Annotated in this window: 21 protein-coding genes and 1 pseudogene; 6 read left to right on the forward strand and 16 right to left on the reverse strand. The window is 66.7% G+C overall.

Annotation, left to right across the window (positions count from 1 at the left end; genetic code table 11):
* Nucleotides 1-49: 49 nt before the first annotated feature.
* Nucleotides 50-499: a hypothetical protein gene (locus NDI56_RS01610; RefSeq protein WP_310917660.1), complete on the forward strand. Its 450-nt coding sequence runs from the start codon at nucleotides 50-52 to the stop codon at nucleotides 497-499.
* Nucleotides 500-629: 130 nt separating this feature from the next.
* Here the strand turns inward: NDI56_RS01610 and NDI56_RS01615 are convergent, their stop codons facing one another.
* The 4 genes from NDI56_RS01615 to NDI56_RS01630 form a co-directional block, all read right to left on the reverse strand.
* A complete protein-coding gene (locus NDI56_RS01615) occupies nucleotides 630-1187 on the reverse strand; it encodes a hypothetical protein (protein ID WP_310917661.1) in 558 nt (185 codons plus the stop codon).
* Between the two features lie 176 nt (nucleotides 1188-1363).
* Complete coding sequence (locus NDI56_RS01620; RefSeq protein WP_310917662.1) at nucleotides 1364-2482, reverse strand: pyridoxal phosphate-dependent aminotransferase; 1119 nt, start codon at nucleotides 2480-2482, stop codon at nucleotides 1364-1366.
* Nucleotides 2483-2529: 47 nt separating this feature from the next.
* Nucleotides 2530-2676 (reverse strand): hypothetical protein, encoded by a 147-nt coding sequence (locus NDI56_RS01625; protein ID WP_310917663.1) that lies wholly within the window; start codon nucleotides 2674-2676, stop codon nucleotides 2530-2532.
* 105 nt (nucleotides 2677-2781) lie between these two features.
* Nucleotides 2782-3657 carry a mechanosensitive ion channel family protein gene (locus NDI56_RS01630; RefSeq protein ID WP_310917665.1) on the reverse strand — a complete coding sequence of 292 codons (876 nt, stop codon included), beginning with the start codon at nucleotides 3655-3657 and terminating at the stop codon, nucleotides 2782-2784.
* 149 nt (nucleotides 3658-3806) lie between these two features.
* On the opposite strand from NDI56_RS01630, the gene NDI56_RS01635 reads away from it, so the two are divergent.
* Both NDI56_RS01635 and NDI56_RS01640 read left to right on the forward strand, forming a co-directional pair.
* Nucleotides 3807-4316, forward strand: a complete 510-nt coding sequence (locus NDI56_RS01635; RefSeq protein ID WP_310917666.1) for a CinA family protein — start codon at nucleotides 3807-3809, stop codon at nucleotides 4314-4316.
* A gap of 37 nt (nucleotides 4317-4353) precedes the next feature.
* Nucleotides 4354-4860, forward strand: coding sequence for a metal-dependent hydrolase (locus NDI56_RS01640; RefSeq protein ID WP_310917667.1), 507 nt, complete (start codon nucleotides 4354-4356; stop codon nucleotides 4858-4860).
* Here NDI56_RS01640 and NDI56_RS01645 read toward each other — a convergent pair.
* Nucleotides 4857-5618 carry a PHP domain-containing protein gene (locus tag NDI56_RS01645; protein ID WP_310917668.1) on the reverse strand — a complete coding sequence of 254 codons (762 nt, stop codon included), beginning with the start codon at nucleotides 5616-5618 and terminating at the stop codon, nucleotides 4857-4859. The genes NDI56_RS01640 and NDI56_RS01645 overlap by 4 nt on opposite strands.
* Before the next feature lie 101 nt (nucleotides 5619-5719).
* On the opposite strand from NDI56_RS01645, the gene NDI56_RS01650 reads away from it, so the two are divergent.
* Nucleotides 5720-6010, forward strand: a complete 291-nt coding sequence (locus NDI56_RS01650; RefSeq protein WP_310917669.1) for a DUF7565 family protein — start codon at nucleotides 5720-5722, stop codon at nucleotides 6008-6010.
* On the opposite strand, the gene NDI56_RS01655 is transcribed toward NDI56_RS01650, so the two are convergent.
* From NDI56_RS01655 to NDI56_RS01705, 11 genes and pseudogenes are all read right to left on the reverse strand, one after another.
* Nucleotides 6007-6639, reverse strand: coding sequence for a hypothetical protein (locus NDI56_RS01655; protein ID WP_310917670.1), 633 nt, complete (start codon nucleotides 6637-6639; stop codon nucleotides 6007-6009). The two genes, NDI56_RS01650 and NDI56_RS01655, sit on opposite strands and share 4 nt — an antisense overlap.
* Nucleotides 6639-7487 (reverse strand): ABC transporter permease, encoded by an 849-nt coding sequence (locus tag NDI56_RS01660; protein WP_310917671.1) that lies wholly within the window; start codon nucleotides 7485-7487, stop codon nucleotides 6639-6641. The genes NDI56_RS01655 and NDI56_RS01660 overlap by 1 nt, the downstream gene beginning before the upstream one ends.
* Nucleotides 7484-8419 carry an ABC transporter ATP-binding protein gene (locus NDI56_RS01665; protein WP_310917672.1) on the reverse strand — a complete coding sequence of 312 codons (936 nt, stop codon included), beginning with the start codon at nucleotides 8417-8419 and terminating at the stop codon, nucleotides 7484-7486. The genes NDI56_RS01660 and NDI56_RS01665 overlap by 4 nt, the downstream gene beginning before the upstream one ends.
* 336 nt (nucleotides 8420-8755) lie before the next feature.
* Nucleotides 8756-8845: pseudogene (locus NDI56_RS01670) on the reverse strand (transcription elongation factor Spt5); the annotation flags it as partial.
* A 150-nt stretch (nucleotides 8846-8995) separates the two neighbouring features.
* The gene (locus NDI56_RS01675; RefSeq protein ID WP_310917673.1) at nucleotides 8996-9433 is read right to left on the reverse strand and encodes a transcription elongation factor Spt5; all 438 of its coding nucleotides are present in this window, start codon (nucleotides 9431-9433) and stop codon (nucleotides 8996-8998) included.
* Nucleotides 9434-9437: 4 nt separating this feature from the next.
* Complete coding sequence (locus NDI56_RS01680) at nucleotides 9438-9617, reverse strand: protein translocase SEC61 complex subunit gamma (protein ID WP_310917674.1); 180 nt, start codon at nucleotides 9615-9617, stop codon at nucleotides 9438-9440.
* A 52-nt stretch (nucleotides 9618-9669) separates the two neighbouring features.
* A complete protein-coding gene (locus tag NDI56_RS01685; RefSeq protein WP_310917675.1) occupies nucleotides 9670-11679 on the reverse strand; it encodes a DUF7827 domain-containing protein in 2010 nt (669 codons plus the stop codon).
* A gap of 60 nt (nucleotides 11680-11739) precedes the next feature.
* Nucleotides 11740-13215, reverse strand: coding sequence for a DUF7827 domain-containing protein (locus tag NDI56_RS01690; RefSeq protein WP_310917676.1), 1476 nt, complete (start codon nucleotides 13213-13215; stop codon nucleotides 11740-11742).
* Nucleotides 13216-13293: 78 nt separating this feature from the next.
* A complete protein-coding gene (gene ftsZ / locus NDI56_RS01695; RefSeq protein ID WP_310917677.1) occupies nucleotides 13294-14460 on the reverse strand; it encodes a cell division protein FtsZ in 1167 nt (388 codons plus the stop codon).
* Nucleotides 14461-14553: 93 nt separating this feature from the next.
* Nucleotides 14554-15906 (reverse strand): D-aminoacyl-tRNA deacylase, encoded by a 1353-nt coding sequence (locus NDI56_RS01700; RefSeq protein ID WP_310917678.1) that lies wholly within the window; start codon nucleotides 15904-15906, stop codon nucleotides 14554-14556.
* On the reverse strand, nucleotides 15906-17267 hold the full coding sequence (locus tag NDI56_RS01705; RefSeq protein WP_310918916.1) for a sodium:calcium antiporter: 1362 nt from the start codon (nucleotides 17265-17267) through the stop codon (nucleotides 15906-15908). The genes NDI56_RS01700 and NDI56_RS01705 overlap by 1 nt, the downstream gene beginning before the upstream one ends.
* Before the next feature lie 317 nt (nucleotides 17268-17584).
* Between NDI56_RS01705 and NDI56_RS01710 the strand changes: the two genes are divergently transcribed.
* A complete protein-coding gene (locus tag NDI56_RS01710; protein WP_310917679.1) occupies nucleotides 17585-18382 on the forward strand; it encodes a shikimate dehydrogenase in 798 nt (265 codons plus the stop codon).
* A 50-nt stretch (nucleotides 18383-18432) separates the two neighbouring features.
* The gene (locus tag NDI56_RS01715; RefSeq protein WP_310917680.1) at nucleotides 18433-19023 is read left to right on the forward strand and encodes a helix-hairpin-helix domain-containing protein; all 591 of its coding nucleotides are present in this window, start codon (nucleotides 18433-18435) and stop codon (nucleotides 19021-19023) included.
* The last annotated feature ends 53 nt before the right edge of the window (nucleotides 19024-19076 follow it).

A 19076-nucleotide genomic window follows, 5' to 3' on the forward strand; every position in this document is an offset into this window, starting at 1 on the left:
GAGGGCCGACCGAGTACGTAAGTGCCCGGAGTGTCAACAGTCCAACGGTATGGAAGAGATAGAACTCGGTCAGGCGACAATCGTCTACGAGGGTGCCGACGGCGAGACCATCGAGGAGACGCTCGACAACGAGGAGATCGTGTACGCTCGCGACCACTGGCACGTCCACACCGGCACGGACGAGGACGGCAACGACCTGATGACACAGATTCCGAAAGAGCGTGTCCACCGGGTCGACCGGAACGTCGAGAAGTTCGAGGACCACGCCGGGACCGTCCGCCGGCGGGTCGAATCGCTGGCCAGCGACCTCCGCGAGCGGATTCCGGTCGACGTCGGCAACGGCGGCCGCCGCGAGACGATGCGACCGGAGAGTGGGCAGGAGGAGGAAGCGCGGACGATTCCCGTCGACGAGGGCGGCGTCCACGAGCAAGGCGCCGCGGAGGCGCAGTCGGACACCGAATCCGAAGGCGGCACAGACGACGACTCCGACGAGCGATAGCACGGGCCACTCCACCCCTGGCGCCGACACTGCTGGCCGTGCCGAACCGGCGTTTTTCCCGCCCGGGTGACGACTAGCCGTGCGGACGCAGTCGGCCGCGAGGACTGCGCCGATAGTTTCGACCGTGTGGTCAAGTGAGCGGGTCGAAAAACTCCACCTTCGTCGAGTCAGCCGAGATACCGACATCCGCGCCGCTCGTGGGGAGGACCCGGACCAGCCCGCGCAGTTCGGAGGTCACCACTCGGTCTCCGGCTAGCGACTCTTCGTCGTCGTCCAGCACGCCCTCCTCCAGCGTACCACTGGTTTCGATTCGATAGCCGTTTTCAGTCTCTCTCTCGACCCGACCCAGTGACCTCGTGAAGGTAATCGTCTCCCGTCCGACGTCCGAATCTCGTGTCGTCACGCCGATTATTCCGAGGTTGTCGTCGGCGGGCCCCTCGGCGTCCTGGTGCAGGATCTTTCTGAAATCCCAGAAACCCCAGTCGGTCCTGTATAGCTCCTCCTCTACGTCGTAGTCGTCCAGTGGCCCATCCACTTCGACCAGTCCACCGACGACCTCGTAACTGACCGTCTCCGTCTGCCCAACCGTGGTGAAGTCCACGTCGAACTCCAGTTCGGCTTCCAGCATCTTGCCCTCCGTCGTCTCTTTTACCGACGTGGATAGCGAGACGTTGCTAACTTTTACCATGGCAAATCATTCCGCCCCCGGATATTTATTATTTTTCCGCTACACTTCAGGATTAAACGGCACCTGACGATTCATTGCACCCATCGTCCGCGGCCGGTGTCCGGCTGACCGATACACTGGCGCGCCGGACACGGCTGTCCGATAGCCGTGGCAGCTCTGACAGACCGACCCTCCGCTCACCCGAAGTACTCGACCAGCCGCTCGGCCGCGGTCTCGACCCGTGGCGTCGTCAGCGAGAATCGCAGGTCGTCGGCCCGCGCCTCGCCGAAGGCCGCGCCGGGCATCCCCGCGACCCCGGCCTCGTCGACGAGCCGCTCGGCGTTCTCGAAGCTGCCCGGGAAGTCGGGAAACCGGGCCAGCACGTAGAAGCCGCCGTCGGGCCGGGTGTACGTCGCACCGGCCTCGTCCAGTGCCTCACAGAAGCGCCCGATACGCTGCTGCAGTCGCTCCCGGGCGGCCTCGTAGTACGCTGTGTCAGTCCGTTCCATCGCCTGCTGTACGGCGTACTGGGCCGGGCGCGAGCCGCTGACGTTCGTCAGCATGTGCCGCGTCGTCGCCCGCTCGACGAGGTCCCCGGTCGGCCCGTCCGTGGGCGGGAAGACGGCGTACCCAACGCGAAAGCCGGTGACGGCCATCGACTTCGAGAACGCGTTCGTGGCGACGACGTTGGGCGACTCGACGGCGAGGGCGGAGCTGAACCGCCCGGAGTAGTCGAACTGACTGTACACCTCGTCGGAGACGAGCAGGGCATCGTTTTCCTCCGCGACGGCGACGAACGCCGCCATCGCGTCTTCACCGTACACCGCGCCGGTGGGGTTGTTCGGCGAGTTGGCGACGACGACGGCCGTCTCCGAACTCGCCGCGGCCCGGACCGCAGCGGGGTCCAGCCGGCCGTCGGACTCGACCGGGACGAAGGTGGTCTCCGCGCCGAGGAAGTTCGCCCGACCGGCGTAGTAGGGGTACACCGGGTCCGGCAGCAGTATCTCCCCGCCGTCGAACCGTTCGAGCCCGCCGGTCATCGCGAGGTGGTTGGCCTCGCCGGCCCCGTTCGTGACGACGACGCGGGCCTCGTCGACGCCGTGGCGCGCGGCGATGGCCGCCCGGAGCCCCCGGAGGCCGCGGCTGGGGGCGTACTGGAACTCGTCGGCGTCGGCCTCGGCGTACGCGCTCAGGCCGTCCCGGACCGCCTCGGGCGGGTCCCAGTCCGGGCTCCCCGACACCATCTCGACCACGTCCCGGTCGGCGCGGGCGGCGTACTGCATCACCCGGTAGAACTGCGGGGTCTCGTAGTCCATACGCCCTCTCGCAGCGCCGGTCCCCTCTGTCTTTCCGTCGACCGCGACTACACCTGCCGGATGTACAGTACTACCATCCCGAGTACGAGCAGGAGTATCCCCCAGAAGAGGTCCGTGCCCGGAAGGAAACCGAGTATCAGCGTTACGATGCCCGATGTGAGAAGCGACCAGCCGACCGTCGTCTGGTAGGCCATACGACACGTTCGCGGGCGACACAGAAATGTCTGCGGCCGGCGTCCGGAGCGGCGAGCGACGATAGCAGTTCGGCCGTCGAAAAATACCGAAGTTCGGACCGGTTCTCAGTCGTCCGCGACGGCGCTGGTCTCGGTCTGGTTGACGTCCAGCGAGCCGACGACCTCGGTGTGTGGGTACGGGAACCCGATGTCCGCTTCGTCGAAGCGGTCCATGACCGATTCCGTGAGCTGGTGCTTGACGCCGCCAGCACCGGTCTCCTGTGGGTTTATCCACGCGCGAGCGTTGAAGACGATGGCGGAGTCACCGAGGGTGGTAAGGGGTGCACTCGGCGCCGGCTCGTCCAACACGCCGTCGATAGCGGCGACCTCTTCGAGGATTATCTCCCGTGCGCGGTCCACGTCGGAGCCGTAATCGACACCGAAGTCGACCGTGACACGCCGCGTCTCGTTGGCCTGCGTGTTCTTCACGACGGCGTTTGCCAGCTCGCCGTTGGGAACCGTCAGCTGTTCGTTGTCCCACGTGTCGAGCTTCGAGACGCGCAGGTCTATCTGCCGAACGGTACCGCCGTTACCGTTCCATTCGATGTAGTCGCCGACCTCGAACGGTTTGTCCTTGAGGATGAAGATGCCGGCCACGAAGTTCTCGATGATATCGCCCGCGGCGAACGCGACGCCCAGTGCGAGCGCACCGGTGATGGTCGCGAAGGCGGCCAGAATCGTCGGGAAGCCCGCCACGGCCGCAGCGACCGCCACGGCCCCGAACAGCGCCAAGGCGCCCGCGATGCTCTCGCCGAGTCCGACGACGGCGGGGGAGAACTCGCGGGCGTTGAGCGCCCGTCTCGTCGCCGGAACGAGCACCGTCTTGCCGACCAGATACAGGACGACGAACGAGACCGCGAACATGCCGACAGTCAGTACGAACGATATTATCGCCGGGATGATACCATTGGGAACACCCAGCTGCAACAATGTGGCTGTCACAATCATTTCACCATCTATGGAAGTAAATATCTAATTGTTATATTCACATCACGAGGCCAAAGAGAATTTATGCTGTCCGGGAACCGACATGGACCGGCCCACCGACCGACGGCTGAACGCTTATTCCGCGGCCCCACGAACACCGCACCATGACAGCAGACGATCGACCCGTCGAGCGGCGGGTCGGCGAGACACTGCGGGACCGGGGAGACACTGTCGCCGTCGCCGAATCCTGTACCGGCGGGCTGGTCGGCTCGCTCCTGACCGACGTGTCGGGCTCCAGCGCCTACTTCGACCGGTCGGTGGTGACCTACTCCTACGACGCTAAACAGGACGTACTGGCCGTCTCCCGCGAGGCCCTGGACGACCACGGCGCCGTCTCCGAACCGGTCGCCATCGAGATGGCCCGCGCGGTCAGGGACACCGCCGGAACCGACTGGGGCGTGGCGACGACCGGGGTCGCCGGGCCGACGGGCGGGAGCCCCGAGACGCCGGTCGGGACCGTCTACATCGCGGTCGCCCACGCGGCCCCGTGGGAGACCGGACAGTCCGGCTGTACCGTCAGACACTACGAGTTCGCCGGCTCACGGACCGAGGTGAAAGCGAAAATCGCCGGACAGGCCCTCGAAGACCTGTTGGACAGGACACACACTCAGTAGCAAGACCTTTCGGTCACGCTGTCGTCGAAGCGCTTGAATGAACAAGCGCGGTCACGTTCTGAACGCGGTCCTCCTGAGTATCGGGCTCGGCTACGTCCTCGACCCGTCCGGCGACGTCTCCACGTTCGCCACCATCGCCGAGGTGTTCCTTCCGGTCGTCCTCGGCGCGCTGTTCCCCGACGTGGACACGGCCTTCGGGAAACACCGCAAGACGCTCCACAACCTGCCCGTGTTGCTCATCTTCCTGGCCCACCCGGTGTACCACGGCGGGAACCTCCAGTGGGTGTGGCTCGGCGTGGTGACCCACTACGTGCTCGACATCGTCGGCTCGAAGCGCGGCATCGCGCTGTTCTACCCGATTTCCAGCACGGAGTATGGCTTCCCCACGGGCGTGACGACGTCGAGCGACCGCGCCGAGGCCGTCACCGTCGCGATCACCCTCTTCGAGTTGGCCGCCATCGCGGCGCTCGTCTACGTCCTGCCGACGTATCTCCCGCCGCAGGCGGCCGAAATCGTCGCGAACACGACCAACGTGGTGGTTTAGTACACTTTCACGTCGTCGAACCGGCCGCCGTAGGCGACGTGGTCCGGATGCGTCGGCGCGGTGCCCTGCAGCATGACCCGGTCGAACTTCTCCCAGCTGTTCTCGTAGCCGAGATGGGCGAACTCGAGTCCTCTGCGCAGCGTGTGGGCCAGCCCGTCCCGGTGGTGGACCCGGCGTGTGGCCGTCTCCCGGAGCGCACTGGTAAAGGCCGCCTCGTCGGGACAGGGCTCGTCGAAGGCCACCCATGCCTCGCCGATGGTCCCCGGCAGGTGCGCGTAGGAGGAGGCGAACACCGGGAGCCCGGTCTCGGCCGCGAACCGGCGGGCTCGGCCGGTGTGGTGTGGCAGATACTTCGGGTTGTACACCTCGATGGCGTCGATAGTCTCCCGGTAGGTCCGCAGCTCGTCGAGCCCGAGACTGACCGAGAGAAAGCCCGGGTGGGGGACGAGCACCGCCGCGCCCTGCCGCCGCAGTTCGGCCATCGTCCCGTCGAGGGTCAGAAAGTCCGGAACCATCTCGTCGAGGCCGACGGCGAGGACGTGGCGGCGCCGCTGCCACGTCCCGGTAAACAGCTCCCGACCGGGATAGACGGTCAGCTCCGAATCCGAGTAGTGGTCGGCCCGCGCTCGGATGTCGGGCAGACGCACGAAGTGTGGCGCATACACCAGCGCGTCGAGGCCACGCGCTTTCGCTCGCTGGACGACCTGCTCGTCGAGCACCTTCACGTGCAGGTCGACGGTGAACCCCTCGCTCGTCACGCGTCCGGCTACCCCTGTCGCACCATTATGGGTTTCTATTCGCGGAAGTGTCGACACGTCGTGGCGAACGCTTTTAATGCCCGGGTGCTTGCCTCAGAGCAATGCCACGCTGGGAGTGTGCCATCGAGGGCGACGACAGTCGGTTCGACCGCGTAGAGGAACTCATCGTCCACCAGTCGACCGAGCACGACCGCATCTCGTGCAAGGTATGCGGGACCGTCGTGCCCGACGGCTACTTCGCTATCAAACACGCCTTCGACGAACACTCCCGGGCCGAGTATGTCCGTGCCTACGACGCCTCCGCTGCGGAGGTCCGCCGCCGCGAGAACATCAAGGAGTCCATCGAATCGGAGGCGGACATGAACGAAGTCATCGAACGGCTTGAAGGCTAGGGCCGCGAGCGGAGATAGCCGCCGAGCCCGACGAATAGCGTCCCGGCGAGTACCGACCCGAGACGCAGGAGCGTCCCGGAGTCCGTCACCGGCGGCGTCCCCCTCCGGACGGTCATCAGGTCGTATCTGGCTATCGCCTGTCTGCGCTGTTCTATCCGACTCCGGTTCACCGAATCGCGCTCGCTCGTCGTCTCGGCCTCCGGTGGCTCGGGCCGGCGGTCGATGCGGTCGACGGGTTCGTCGGCCGGCGGCAGGCTGGCGTTCTCGGGGCGCTCGATGACGATGCTCGTAAGCCGACGGCGTTGCTCGTACTCCTCCGAGCTCGTGACCTCGCCGAAGTCCTCGGCGCCCGTGTACGGGAACTCCGGTGCGCCCTGCCCGTCCGGCACCGTGTACTCGTCCTCGGAGCGGAGCGCGGCGACGTATATCTCCTTGCCTCGTTCGGAGAGGTTCTCGTAGGCGACGACAGTGTACCCCTGCGCTTCGAGCTCCGAGCCGTTCATCGTCGCACCGTCGTCGGTCTGGTGATAGAGCACCTGTTGTACGGGGACCAGTGCCGGTACGAGCAGTGCGGCGACGCCCAGTACGAGCAACACTGCGCCCGCCGTGTCCGCGACATCTCGCCCCATCACAGATCAGCTCCGTCGAACCGCAGGTAGCCGATAGCGAGCGGCACACCAAGCCAGACGGCGAAGACGAGCAGCGATATCTCGTCACCGAGATAGCCCGGCAGCGCGTACTCCTCCGTGGGGCGCTGGAGTACCTGTCGCTCCATCCCGCTCGGCACGGCGAGGTTCATCGCCTTCCGGTAGGCGATGAGCGGACTGGTGTACAGCACGGCGTTGTACAGGTCGAAGTTCGGCTCGAAGCCCAGCATCCTCTGGTGGACGAACCGGATCAGCAGCGCGACGTTGACGCCCGGGATGACGTACAGCAGGACGAGCATGAAGTACGACCCGACGGCGGCGGCGATGGCCCGACTTCGCTCGGCGACCATCGCCGACAGTGCCACCGCGATACCGACGAAGACGGCGGCGTAGACGAGCGTCACGGCGAAGATTCCAGCGAGCGCGCCCAGCGGGAGGACGCCGTTTCGCGCGACCGCCATCGCCGTCGCGGTCGCGAACATGAAGCTCACGCCCGCACCGACGATGGTCAGCCGGCTCACCAGCTTCCCGAGGAACACGTCCCGGCGGCTGTTTGGCAGCCCGAGCAGGAACTTCACTCCGCCGCTCTCGCGCTCGCCCGCGATGGACATGTAGCTCGCGACGAGCGCGACGATGGGGACGAGGAGCGCGAGGACACCGCCCATGGTGCGAAACAGCTGCTGGACTGTCTCGGTGGGCGACATGCGGTAGCCGCTGAACCCGAAGGCGATAAACGCCGTCAGCAACCCCAGCAGCGTCGCGACGGCCCACAGCGCTCGCGACCGCCGCGCCGCGGTGAAGTCCTTCCGGGTGACGTCGACGAGACTCACTGCGGGACCTCCGCCGCGGTGTCGGCGCCGTCGCGACCGCCACCGGTCAGGTCGTTGAACAGCGACTCCAGCGACACCGTCTCCGACCGGATGTCCTCGACGGTCGCGCGCTCGGCGACGTAGGTGACCACGTCGACCTTCGCGGCGGGGTCGGTGCAGTCGACGACGAGCGTCCGGTCGTCGACGCTGGTCCCCGCGACACCGGCGAGCGCGTCGATCCCGAGCCCTGTCGGCGGCGACGCGCAGTCGAGGTGCAGGGTCGCGTGCCCGCCCGTGCTCTCGCGGAGGCCCTCGATACTGTCGACCGCGACCAGTTCGCCCTCGTTCATCACGCCGACGCGGTCGCTGACCGCTTCGACCTCCGAGAGGATGTGGCTGGAGAAGAAGACCGTCGTCCCGCCGGCCGCCCGCTCGCGGACCACGTCACGCAACTGCTGGATGCCGTTGGGATCCAGCCCCGTGGAGGGTTCGTCCAGAATCAGCAGGTCGGGGTCGTCCACCAGCGCGATGGCGAAGGCCAGGCGCTGTTGCATCCCCTTCGAGTAGTCGCCGGCCAGTCGGTCGGCGTCATCGGCCAGCCCCACGAGGTCGAGCAGCTCGTCCGCGTCGTCGTCTGCGCGTTTCGTCCGAATCGCCCACGACAGATACTCCCGGCCCGTCAGCGGGTCGTCGAAGCCGTACCCCTCCGGGAGGACGCCGACCCGCTGGCGTATCGCTTCCGGATTCGTCTGTGCGTCCCGCCCGAGCACCTCGACGCTGCCCTCGGTGGGCCGGATGAAATCGAGCAGGAGGTTGATGGTCGTCGACTTCCCGGCGCCGTTGGGCCCCAGAAACCCGAAGACCTCCCCCTCCTCGATGGTGAGGTCCAAGTCGTCGACGGCGACGACGTCGCCGAAGCGCTTCGTCAACCCGTTCGTTCGGATAGCTACCATCTTGTAACCGAGCTATCACCAGCTCGTGTTGTATATCTTCTGAAGGCTTCAACTGTCTTTTGACCCACGGCTCGGGGTTCTATCGCATAGTGAGAGACAGTACAGCTGCCAGTACACGTTACATATCCGAAAACGAATACGTGGCCATGCTGTGTGGACCGGGGCAGGCGCGCGAGTGACACTCGACAAAATCGAGTGGGGGACGCTCGTCGCACCCGACGTGTAGCCCGCTCGGTGCCCGTTCTCACGGGTCGCTTCGCACCCCTTCGACCGTAACGAGGAACTACCGCTCCTCGCTACGTTCTCGCGGCTCCGCCGCTCGAACTGTCCGGGGAGCTACCGCTCCTCGCGATCCAGCACGCGAATCCGGTCGCCCCGAACCGTCACGGGAATCGCGACCGTCGTTTCGTACAGCTCGACGGTCACCTAGTCCTCACGCCTCCACCTTTTTCTGCCTCGGGCGTCCTCGTTCGCTTCGCTCACTGCGGGCACCCTCGTGGAAAAACGTGGGCGAAAAACGCGACCACTCGCTCCGCTCGTGGTCGTGAACCGGCGGCGAAGCCGCCGGATGCTCGACTACCGCTCCTCGCTATCCAGCACGCGAATCTGGTCGCCCCGAACCGTCACGGGAATCGGGACCGTCGCCTCGTACAGTTCGACGGTCACCTGGTCCTTGCCCTCGTCGATGCGCTGGACCTGGGCCTTCTCGCCCTTGAACGGGCCGGCGATGAGCTCGACGATGTCGCCCTCGGCGATACCCTCGACGTCGGGTTTCGGCGAGAGGAAGTGCTCGACCTCGGCCATCGAGGACTCGCCCTGCACCACGCCGTTGGCGTGGGGAATCTCGTCGAGGATGCGGTCGAAGACGGCGTGGTCGTCGGCCTCGACCATCACGTAGCTGGTCAGCGAATCGGGGGCCAGCGCCGCGTGGATGTCCGGCTCCTCCCGGTTGATTATCATGTCGGCGACGGTGCGTTCCTGGCTCGCCGTGGTTTTGACTGCGTAGATTCCCATGGGGTTACACCGGTTTGCTGCCCGGGACGAACGTCATCAGGGCGAAGATGATGAAGCCGATGAGCCCGACGAGGAGGATACCGGCACCGGCAATCTTTGCAATCTGTGAGAACTCCTCCCAGTCGGGCGTACTCGCCAGTTTGAGCACGCGGATGTAGGAGGTGAGGTCGTACGGAACGTTCATACCGGGTGGTACCAACTGATGGCTTTTCTATATTGTGGTCGGCGGGCGCCACTCAGCGACGCTGGCGCGCGGCGACCGTCCCCAGCAGCGCTGCGACCAGCGCCGTCAGGACGCCAAAGCCCGGGCCGTCGCCTGCGGTGGTCGTGACGGCGGTGGCTTCGGCGGTGTCGGTCCTCGCGCGTGTCTCGGTACTGGGGTCGTTCTCCACGGTCGGCGCCGGTTGCAGCGGAACGGACTGCCCGACCGGGGGACCGCCGATGAGATACGTGTCCCGGTGGTCGGGGACCCGCTCGGACACACCCTCCTCGTCGTTCGTGGCCGGTGTGAGCGCAGGCTCGACCGTATCGAGGACGAAATAGTACGTCTCGTTCTGCCGGTCAGTGACGACGGTGGCTACGTTGGTCCGATTCAACGGCAGTCGGTAGGGGTATCGGTGTGACCCCTCCGGAGTGACTCCCTGCAGCGTAGTGTTGGCTCGATCCAGCATCGCCGGGAACCGGACCCGTCCGTTCGGGGCTCGACTGGCTGCCAGCGCGCCCCCGAATCCGTCGACGCGGAGCCGAACCAGGAGCGTCTCCCCGGCCGTGACGGTCGACGATTCGGTCACCCACCCGGCCTCGCGGCCCCGCTCGATATCCCGGTGCGTCTCCAGCCGGTCGCTGGCGTTTGCCGGTGCGGTCAGATAACTGACGTTGCCGTCTGTCGGGGCCGCGAGCCGGATGGTCTCCGTGTCGTCCGGGTCCCGCTCGCTTACCGTCCCGTCGTAGACCTCGATGCTGTACTCGCTCGCCGTTAGATTCGTCCCGCGGCGTTCCCGGACGGCGACCTCGTCGCCGTCACGCGCGCTGTAGACGGCCGTCTCGTTCGCGCCCTGGGCACCGAGGTAGGTGTTTATCCGCAGGGTGACTCCTCCGTCACCCGAGGCGTCGTCGACCCGCAGCTCACGGCTGTACTCGCCGGCCCGTCCCGCCACGACGAGTGTCGCGGTGTCGTTCTCCGGCAGTACTACCGTCAGTTCGACCACGTCACCCAGCGTCTCGTCGTCCGGTGGGCCGTCGATGGCGACCCGTGAGTAGACTGCGCCGTCCCTGACCTCGAAGTCGACGGAGTCGCCATCGAGATCGCGACTCTCGCCGTCGACGGTGAACTGCGGATCGAACTCGGCCCGACCGTCTCGCGTTCCTACCGCCGACGGCGTGAGTTTGGCCTCGGCCGTGTCGACGACGAACGTGTAACTGTCGTTGCGCCCGTCCGTGACGACGTGTGCGACGTTGGTCCGGTTCAGCGGGATGTGGACGTCGGGAGATTCTATACTCGGGTTCCGCCACTCCAGACGGAGCGACGCGTTCTGGCGGTCCAGCGCCGAGAAGAATCGGTCAGTGTCGTTCGTTCCAGAACTGGCCGCCAGCGCGCCCTCGATGCCGTCGACCCGGAGTTCGAGAAGCATCGTGTCGTTGGTCGCGATCACTGGCGTCTCGCTCCCCGGGTCCGACAGGCGTTCGGACTGTATTACCCAGTCTTCTCGCTGGCCGCGCTGAATATCCTCCCGGGTGGTGAGACGGTCCGTCGCGTTCGACGGAGCGGCGGCGTACGACACGGTTCCGCCCGTCGGCGCGGTTAGCTCGACCGACGCCGTGTCGGCCGGTTCGTCTTGGGTAGCCGTTCCGTCGAACACCGCGACGTCGTAGCGAGTGGTCGTGATTCGGTCACCGGACTGCTCCTCGATACGCACGCTATCGCCCTCGCCGACGCTGTAGACGGCCGTCTCGTTCGCGCTCCGGTTCCCGAGGAACGTGTTTATCCGCAGCGTGACACGTCCATCCCCGGAGGTGTCGCGGAGACGGAGCTCACGGCTGTATGCCGCCGATTTGGACTCCTCGACGACGACCGTGGCGGTGCCGTTCTCGGGCACTGACACCGTCAGTTCGACCACGTCGCCGAGCGTCTCGTTCTCGGGCGGGTCGTCGAGAGCGACCGGCGAGTCGGCGGCGCTGGCTCCTGCGAGGAGCCCACTGACCAGAACGAGACTGCACACGAGGAGGGAGAGACGTGTGGGGCCCATTACATTCTAGGAAATATAATCGAAAATAAATGAAGGTAGTGGTACGGACGGCTCCGGTCGTCAGGCGCGTCTTCGTCCGCTGGCGACCAGCACGGCGAACAGCACCGCACACAGCCCGGTGAGGACGCCGAATCCGGGGCCGTTCGTGGCCGTGGCGTTCGTGCCCGCGGCAGTCGCTGATCCATCGGCAGTTGCCGGTCCGGATGTGGGCGATGGGGTGGTTTCGGCGCTCGTCTGCGTCGACGGTGCCTCGGTGTCGGTCAGCGACGGTTGCTCGACAGACGCGTTGGCGAGCACCGTCCCTTGAGGCCCCGTCAGGACGACAGTGGTGTTCGACAGCGTCCGCGACTCGGTGTCGACCGTTCCGTTGAACGTCCCGTTCTGACCGACAGTGACCGTCGTCGGTCTGACCTCGGTCCCGGGCAGCCGTACGCCCAGCGCCGTTCCGGGGGCGACGTTCGTCGATCCACGTACCGTCAGCCGGCCGTCATAGCTAGCGGGCACCGAACCGCCGTCGGTGTGCAGTTCGGCCTCGGGTTTTTCGAGCTCGAACTCGGGGGACGCGTTGCTGTCGTCCCGCTCTCTGAGCCGAGGTTCGCCGTCGACACTGAGCTTCACTGCTAGCTCATCACCAGCATTTATCAGTTCATTCGCTGACTGCGTGAGGTCGGCCTCGTCGGTGTCAACCACGAGCGCGTAGCTGTCGTTGTGCCTGTCTGGAACGACGTGTGCAACGTCGGTCCAGTTCATCGTGATGTAGATGGGGTCATCCGCTATCAAAAGTCCGTCCATCACTTCCAAACGAAGCGACGCGTTCTGACAGTCCAGCGCCGAGAAGAACCGTTCGCTGTCGTTCGTTCCAGAACTGGCCGCCAGCGAACCGCCCAGTCCGCCGACCCGGAGCTCGATGAGCACCGTGTCGTTGGCTGCGAACTCCGGCCCGTCTATCTCCCGATCGGACGGCCGGTTCCACTGGCTCACCCAGCCCGAGCGCTGCCCTCGCTGGATAGCCTCTGCGGTAGTGAGACGGTCTGTGGCGTTCGCTGGCGCGGTCGCGAACGATACGGTTCCGGCGCTCGGGGCGGTCAACTCGGCAGATGCCGTGTCGACCGGCTCGTCCTGAGTGGCCGTTCCGTTGAACACCGCGATGTCGTAGCGAGTCGCTTGGAGCCGGTCGCCGGACTGCTCCTCGATACGCACGGTATCGCCCCCGCCGACGCTGTAGACGGCCGTCTCGTTGGCTCCCTGTTTCCCGAGGAAGGTGTTTATCTGGAGCGTGACGCGTCCGTCACCGGAGGCGTCGCGGAGACGGAGCTCACGGCTGTATGCATCCGAGTTGGACTCCTCGACGACGACCGTGGCGGTGCCGTTCTCGGGCATCGACACCGCCAGTTCGACCACGTCGCCGAGCGTCTCGTTGTCAGGTGGGTCGTCGAGAGCGACCGGCGAGTCGGCGGCGGCCGCTCCGCCGCCGGCTATCAGCGCGACGACACAGAGTGTCAGGGCCAGTGGAAGGACGAATTTGCTGGGGACCATCCGTCGGCCTGTCGTCTCACTGACGGAATATAAATGCACGGCAAACCGGCAGAAAACGACCGCGGTCGGGACTGTCCGTCAGTCCACGTAGTCGATGTCTTCGCCCATCTCCTGTGAGGCGCGCTCGCGCTCGGCCTCGCTCTGGCCGTATATCTGTGGGCTCTCGACGCCGGTGACGACGATCATCGTCTCCATCTTCCCCTCGAACTCGTTGTTGACCGAGGCCCCCCAGATGATGCGGGCGTCGGGGTCGATGCGGTCGTAGATCTCTTCGACGACGCCTTCTGCCTCCTCGATGCTCATGTCGGGGCCCCCGACGACGTTCACGAGGGCGCTGTTGGCACCGTCGAACTCCACGTCCAGCAGCGGCGAGCGAAGCGCCGAGCGGATGGAGTCCTGTGCCTTGTTCTCGCTGTCGGACTCGCCGAGGCCGATCATCGCGACGCCGCCGTTCTCCATGATGGTGCGAACGTCGGCGAAGTCCACGTTGACCAGCCCGGGCTTGGTGATGAGTTCGGTCATCCCCTTCACCGAGCGCATCAGCACGCGGTCACAGATCTTGAACGCGTCCTGCAGGGGCATACTGGGCGCGTAGTCGAGCAGGCGGTCGTTGGGCACGACGATGACGGTATCGGAGACCGAGCGCAGGCGTTCGAGGCCCGCGTCGGCGTTGGCCCGCCGCCGCTCGCCCTCCGCGGTGAACGGAATCGTGACGATGGAGATAGTCAGCGCGCCGGCCTCCTGTGCGGCCTGTGCGACGACCGGGGCCGAACCGGTCCCCGTGCCGCCGCCGAGCCCGGCCGTGACGAACACCATGTCCGACCCCGAGATGGACTGCTGGATGTCCTCGATGTCCTCCTGGGCCGCCTCCTCGCCGATTTTCGGCACCGAGCCGGCACCGCGACCACCGGTACGCTTGCGCCCCATCAGAATCTTCGTGTCCGCCTCGACCTCGTCCGCGAGGTGCTGGGCGTCCGTGTTCGCGGCGACCAGCTTCGCGCCGTGGATACCTTCTTCCATCATTCTGGTGACGGTGTTACCACCGGCGCCGCCACAGCCGACCACCGTGATCTTGGTCTCCAGGTCCTTGACGACGCTCGCAAGCTCGTCGTCTGTCATCGTCCCGGACGTGGACATGTCGTCACGGTTCGGCGTCGGTTCGCGCTCGCTGTTGGTCGACGGGTCGGCGGACTGCTCCCCCTCCCCTTCGGCCTCGTCGATGGCGTCGTCGATAATCGAGTCCATATTTAAATCCCCGTTGCAGACGAACACTCATTAGTTTTCCCCCTGTGTCTGACGGGCGACCGACGAGCCGAGGGCCAGTTTGCTGCCGGTTTCCTACAACGTAAAGCGACGTATACGTTCGCTTTGGACCGTCTCCGGCTCGATTTCCCGGCCGTTGACCTCGACGGACTGGCCCGCGGAAAGCTTCCCGTACTTCGGCCCTTCGGGGATGCCGAGGGTGTCTGCGAGGTCCGGGTCGAACCGCTCTTCGCGGGCGCGCAGTTCCCCGTCCGCCACCTCGACGCTGTCGTAACGCTGCCGAAGTACGTCGGCCAGCGCGTCGACGACGGTCGACCGGTCCGTCGCCGCGAGGACGACCGGTCCGGTGACGACGGTGCCCTGCTGTTCGGTGCCGAAGGCGAGCGCGTTCGCCTCGAACCACGACCGAACGGCCGCGGCGTCGATCCCAGTCGCCTCGGCGACCAGGTCGGCGGGGAGGTCGACGACGCGCCACGCGTCGGCGCCGTCTGTCGCCGCGTCGCCAAAGCGGAGGCCGTCCTCGACCGGCCCGACGGCCGCCTCGAACGCCTCGACGAGTTCGAGCGGTACCCCCGTCGTCTCCCTGACGAACCGCTCGTCGACGACGCGGTAGCCCAGCGACTCGATACGGTCGGCAAGTCCGGGGCTGTCGCCGGTAACGAGCGCGTACTCGGCCCCGCTGGCTGCGACGGCCCGCTCGATGACCGCCTCGTACTGGCTCGCGTCCCCGGCCCACTCTTCGAGCGCGTCCAGACACCAGTCGGCGCCGATGTGGCCGACCGCCCAGTCCGTCTCGCGAACCACGCGCTCGAAGCGGGGCGCGTAGTGGCCCCCGCCGAAGCCGACGAGCTGTCGGCGGTGACCGCCCTCGTCCGGTGCGTCGGGCGACACCCCTCTGCAGTCGAGAATCGCCCGTGCGACGGCCCGCGCCGCCGCGGGGTCGCGCCACTGTGGCTCGGCGCTGCCGACCTCGACGAACATCGAGGGGACGCCCACGTCCGTCGGCCCGTGGTGGGTGCACTCGGTTCCGACCTCGTACCCCTCGGGGGCGTGGTCGGCCAGCGCGCCGACGACAGCCCGGTGGGCGTTCGGTGCGGCGCGCGCGAACTGGCCGCTCTCGCCGCCGTACTCGGCGACCCCGAAGTTCCCGGTGTGGTGGGCGGTCAGCAGCTCGTCCGTCGCACCGGCGTGTTTGGAGGCGAACACCAGCAGGTCGGGGGCGTCGTAGACGTCACCGACGCCCTCCAGCTCGAGATGGCGTCCGTCGAACTCGCGGAGTTCGGCGCCCTCGGTCCGGTAGACGGTCCCGCCACCGGCCGCGTCGGGGCGGCCCTCGTCGACCGACTCGGTCCAGTCCGCGACCGCTCGGAGCTGCTCGCCGATGCGTACCGAGGCCTCGTCAGCCCGGGAGACGACGATAGCGAGCATCAGTCCGCCTGCTCCGCGTGGACGGGCTCGCGTCCCAGGGCGGTCCGGAAGGCGTCGCCGGCCAGTCCGAACAGCCGAGCGAGGGCCCGCCGCCGGACTGCAAAGAGCGCGGTCCCGATGACGAGATACAGCACGGTGTAGCCGACGAGCAGTTCGTAGCTGTCGAACGGGAGGACCAGCAGGTCCCGGATGAGCGCGAACTCGACGAGCACCTGCGAGATGAACAGTCCGAAGAGGACGATTGCCTCGCGGATGGTGATCTCGAAGTTGACCAGGATGGCCAGCGCGAAGTACGACTGGGCCGCGGTAATCCAGATCTCGGCGGCCTGCTTCTGGTCGAACGGCAGCGTTCCGAGCCCGCCCAGTGCGATGGAGTAGACGACGGCGATGGTCCCGATGAGCAGCGTCCACTGGTTCAGCTTCGAGGAGATGAGCGCGTTGAAGCCGGCCGTCGAGCGGGCCTTGTTCACGAGGACTGCGACGACGATGAGCTCGGGGGATTCACTCGCCAGCGGCGCGACCCACTGAATCATGAAGAACTCGGGGATGCCGTTCTGGAGCCCTATCTCTTCGAGCCCGTGGGCGAACGGCTCGACGGCGGTGAAGATGAGTAGCCCGGAGTACGCAAAGAGCGTGACGACGACCAACGGCCGCCACGGCAGCGACCACTTCTGGAAGTACTTGGGGACGCCGACGGTGTGGTCAGACGTCTCGACGTCGGATCTCAGTACCAACCCGATGTAGGTGACGTAGAGGCCCACCAGAAACAGCGTGTCGAGCAGGCCGATACCACCGCCCAGCGGGACGAGGAACGCCCACCCGGTCGCCAGAAAGAGGAAGGCGATTTCGGTCGCGATGTCCTTGTCCAGCGTGACCGCGTCGGTCAGGGTCCCCTCGCGGTTCTCGACCGCGGGGTCCTTGGTTGTGGCGGCCCGCCAGACGGTGAAGACGGCGATGCCGGCCCAGCCGATACCGATGAGGATGCGGTTCGCGCCGGTCATGTTCGCGATGGCCAGGTTCGCGTCGTGACAGCCACGGGCGAGCGTCGTCTGGCTCGCCTGTATCTGTTCGGCGCTCAGTTGTGCGCAGGCTTCCGCCGTCGCCCCGCCGGCTCCGGCGTTCCAGGCGTACAGCGCGTCGACGGCGTACTCGGGCGCGACCGCAAGCACCGCGAGGACGGCGATAGCGAACGCTCTCGGCACGTCCTTCTCGGCGGTCTCGGCGCCCCACGCCAGGAGGAAGGACGCGCCCAGAACCGCAAGCCCCGAGATGCCGACGGTCGCCAGGACGCCGAGGTCGACACCGAGGAGCAACACGGCGACCCAGCCGACGGTCAACAGGGCCGCACCCCCGACCTGCACGAGTGGATGACTCAGGCGGCTCACTAGGAGAGCAGAACAGTGGTCCGGTGGAAAAGGTTGCGAAACGAACGGCTAGCTATGAGTTGTGTGATTCTACGTCAGCGTGGAAACTTGCGTACAGCCCGAAAAACGCCCCGCTGGCGACGACTGACCGCGGAACTGCGAACAGCCAGACGGACCCGGCCGTCGGCGGTTGGTCATCAGTGCCGGGTGGGACGTTCTAGCTGTCCTGACTCCTGCTGACAGCGGTACAGTGTACGACAGCAGTTTCGAACAGGAGCGTGGCGTTCAATAGCGGGGGCCACGCCGTCGGAGGTATGGAAGTCTACGGTCTCATCGGGAACCCGGTCGGGCACTCGCTGTCGCCGCCGATGCACGAGGCGGGCTACGAAGCGCTGGGTATCGACGCGAAGTACGTCACCTTCGAGCCGCCGGCAGACGAAGGGGCGGCGGCCGTCGACGCCGCCGACAGACTTGGCGTCGCCGGGCTGAACGTCACCATTCCGTTCAAGCAGGACGTCATGGACGCCGTCGAGCCCGCGCCGCTGGCCGAGCGCATCGGCGCGGTCAACACCATCGACTTCTCGGGCGAGGTGCCACGGGGGTACAACACGGACGCTGTCGGGGCGGTTCGGGCGCTCTCCCACCACGGCGTAACACTCGACGGCACGGCGGTGGTCGTCGGCGCCGGCGGGGCCGGACGGGCCGTCGCGTTCGGGCTGGCCGACGAGGGGATGGCCGTCGAGATAGCCAATCGGACCGCCTCGAAGGCCGACGCGCTGGCCGACGAAGTCCCGGGTGCGAGCGGTCACGGGCTCGACGCGCTGGCGGACCTGCTCTCGACCGCCGACGTGCTCGTCAACTGCACCAGCGTCGGGATGGACGAGGACGCGACGCCGGTGCCCGCCGAGGCGCTCCACGGCGACCTCGCCGTTCTGGATGCGGTGTACTCGCCCATCGAAACGCGGCTGCTCCGGGACGCTGGCGCGGTCGGGGCGACGACGGTCGACGGCGCGTGGATGCTGCTGTACCAGGGCGTCGAGGCGTTCGAGCGCTGGACCGGTGAGGACGCCCCGGTCGACGCGATGAACGAGGCGCTCCGAGCCGGCCTCTGACGCGGGCTGTACCAGCAAAAGATTAGTGTAGGGGGCCAGAACATCCGCGTATGGGTTTGCTTCAGAAGCTGAAATCTGCACTCGGGCTCAACGGGGCCGAGTCGTCGGAGGCGGGTCACTCCGACGACGTCGACGTCACTGTCGAGCGTGAGCCCTCTACCGAGGGCGAGGACGCGGTCAAGGGAACCGACACGGCAAGTAGTGCTGGGAGTGCGACGGAGACGCCAGACGAGTCGGCGACGGAGACTGACGACGCCCCGTCCGCCGACGAGTTCGAGACGGTGGCGGAATCCGACGAGTTCGGTGACGCGACCACCGACGGCGAATCCGCCGACGCCGAGACCGCCGACGACGGCACCGACGAGACCGCCGAGGGCGCCGGGGCTATCGAGGAAGCCGAACCGGACGACGCCGAATCGACCGAGCCCGACCGGGTCGACGGCGACGACGCCGCCGAGGGGAGCTCGGACCCGGTCACGGAGCTGAACGGTATCGGGCCGGCGTACGGCGACCGGCTCGCGGGCGCGGGCATCGAGACCGTCGGTGAGCTCGCCGTGGCCGACGCCGCCGACGTGGCGGACCGAATCGACCTCGGCGAGAGCCGCGTCGCGGACTGGGTCGAACAGGCGAAGACGTACTGATTCTGCGGCTCGCGTCCTTCGCTCGGGGGCTGATTCCCACGTGGCCGGCGGGT

Source organism: Halomicroarcula saliterrae, assembly GCF_031624395.1.
GTDB lineage: Archaea > Halobacteriota > Halobacteria > Halobacteriales > Haloarculaceae > Haloarcula > Haloarcula saliterrae.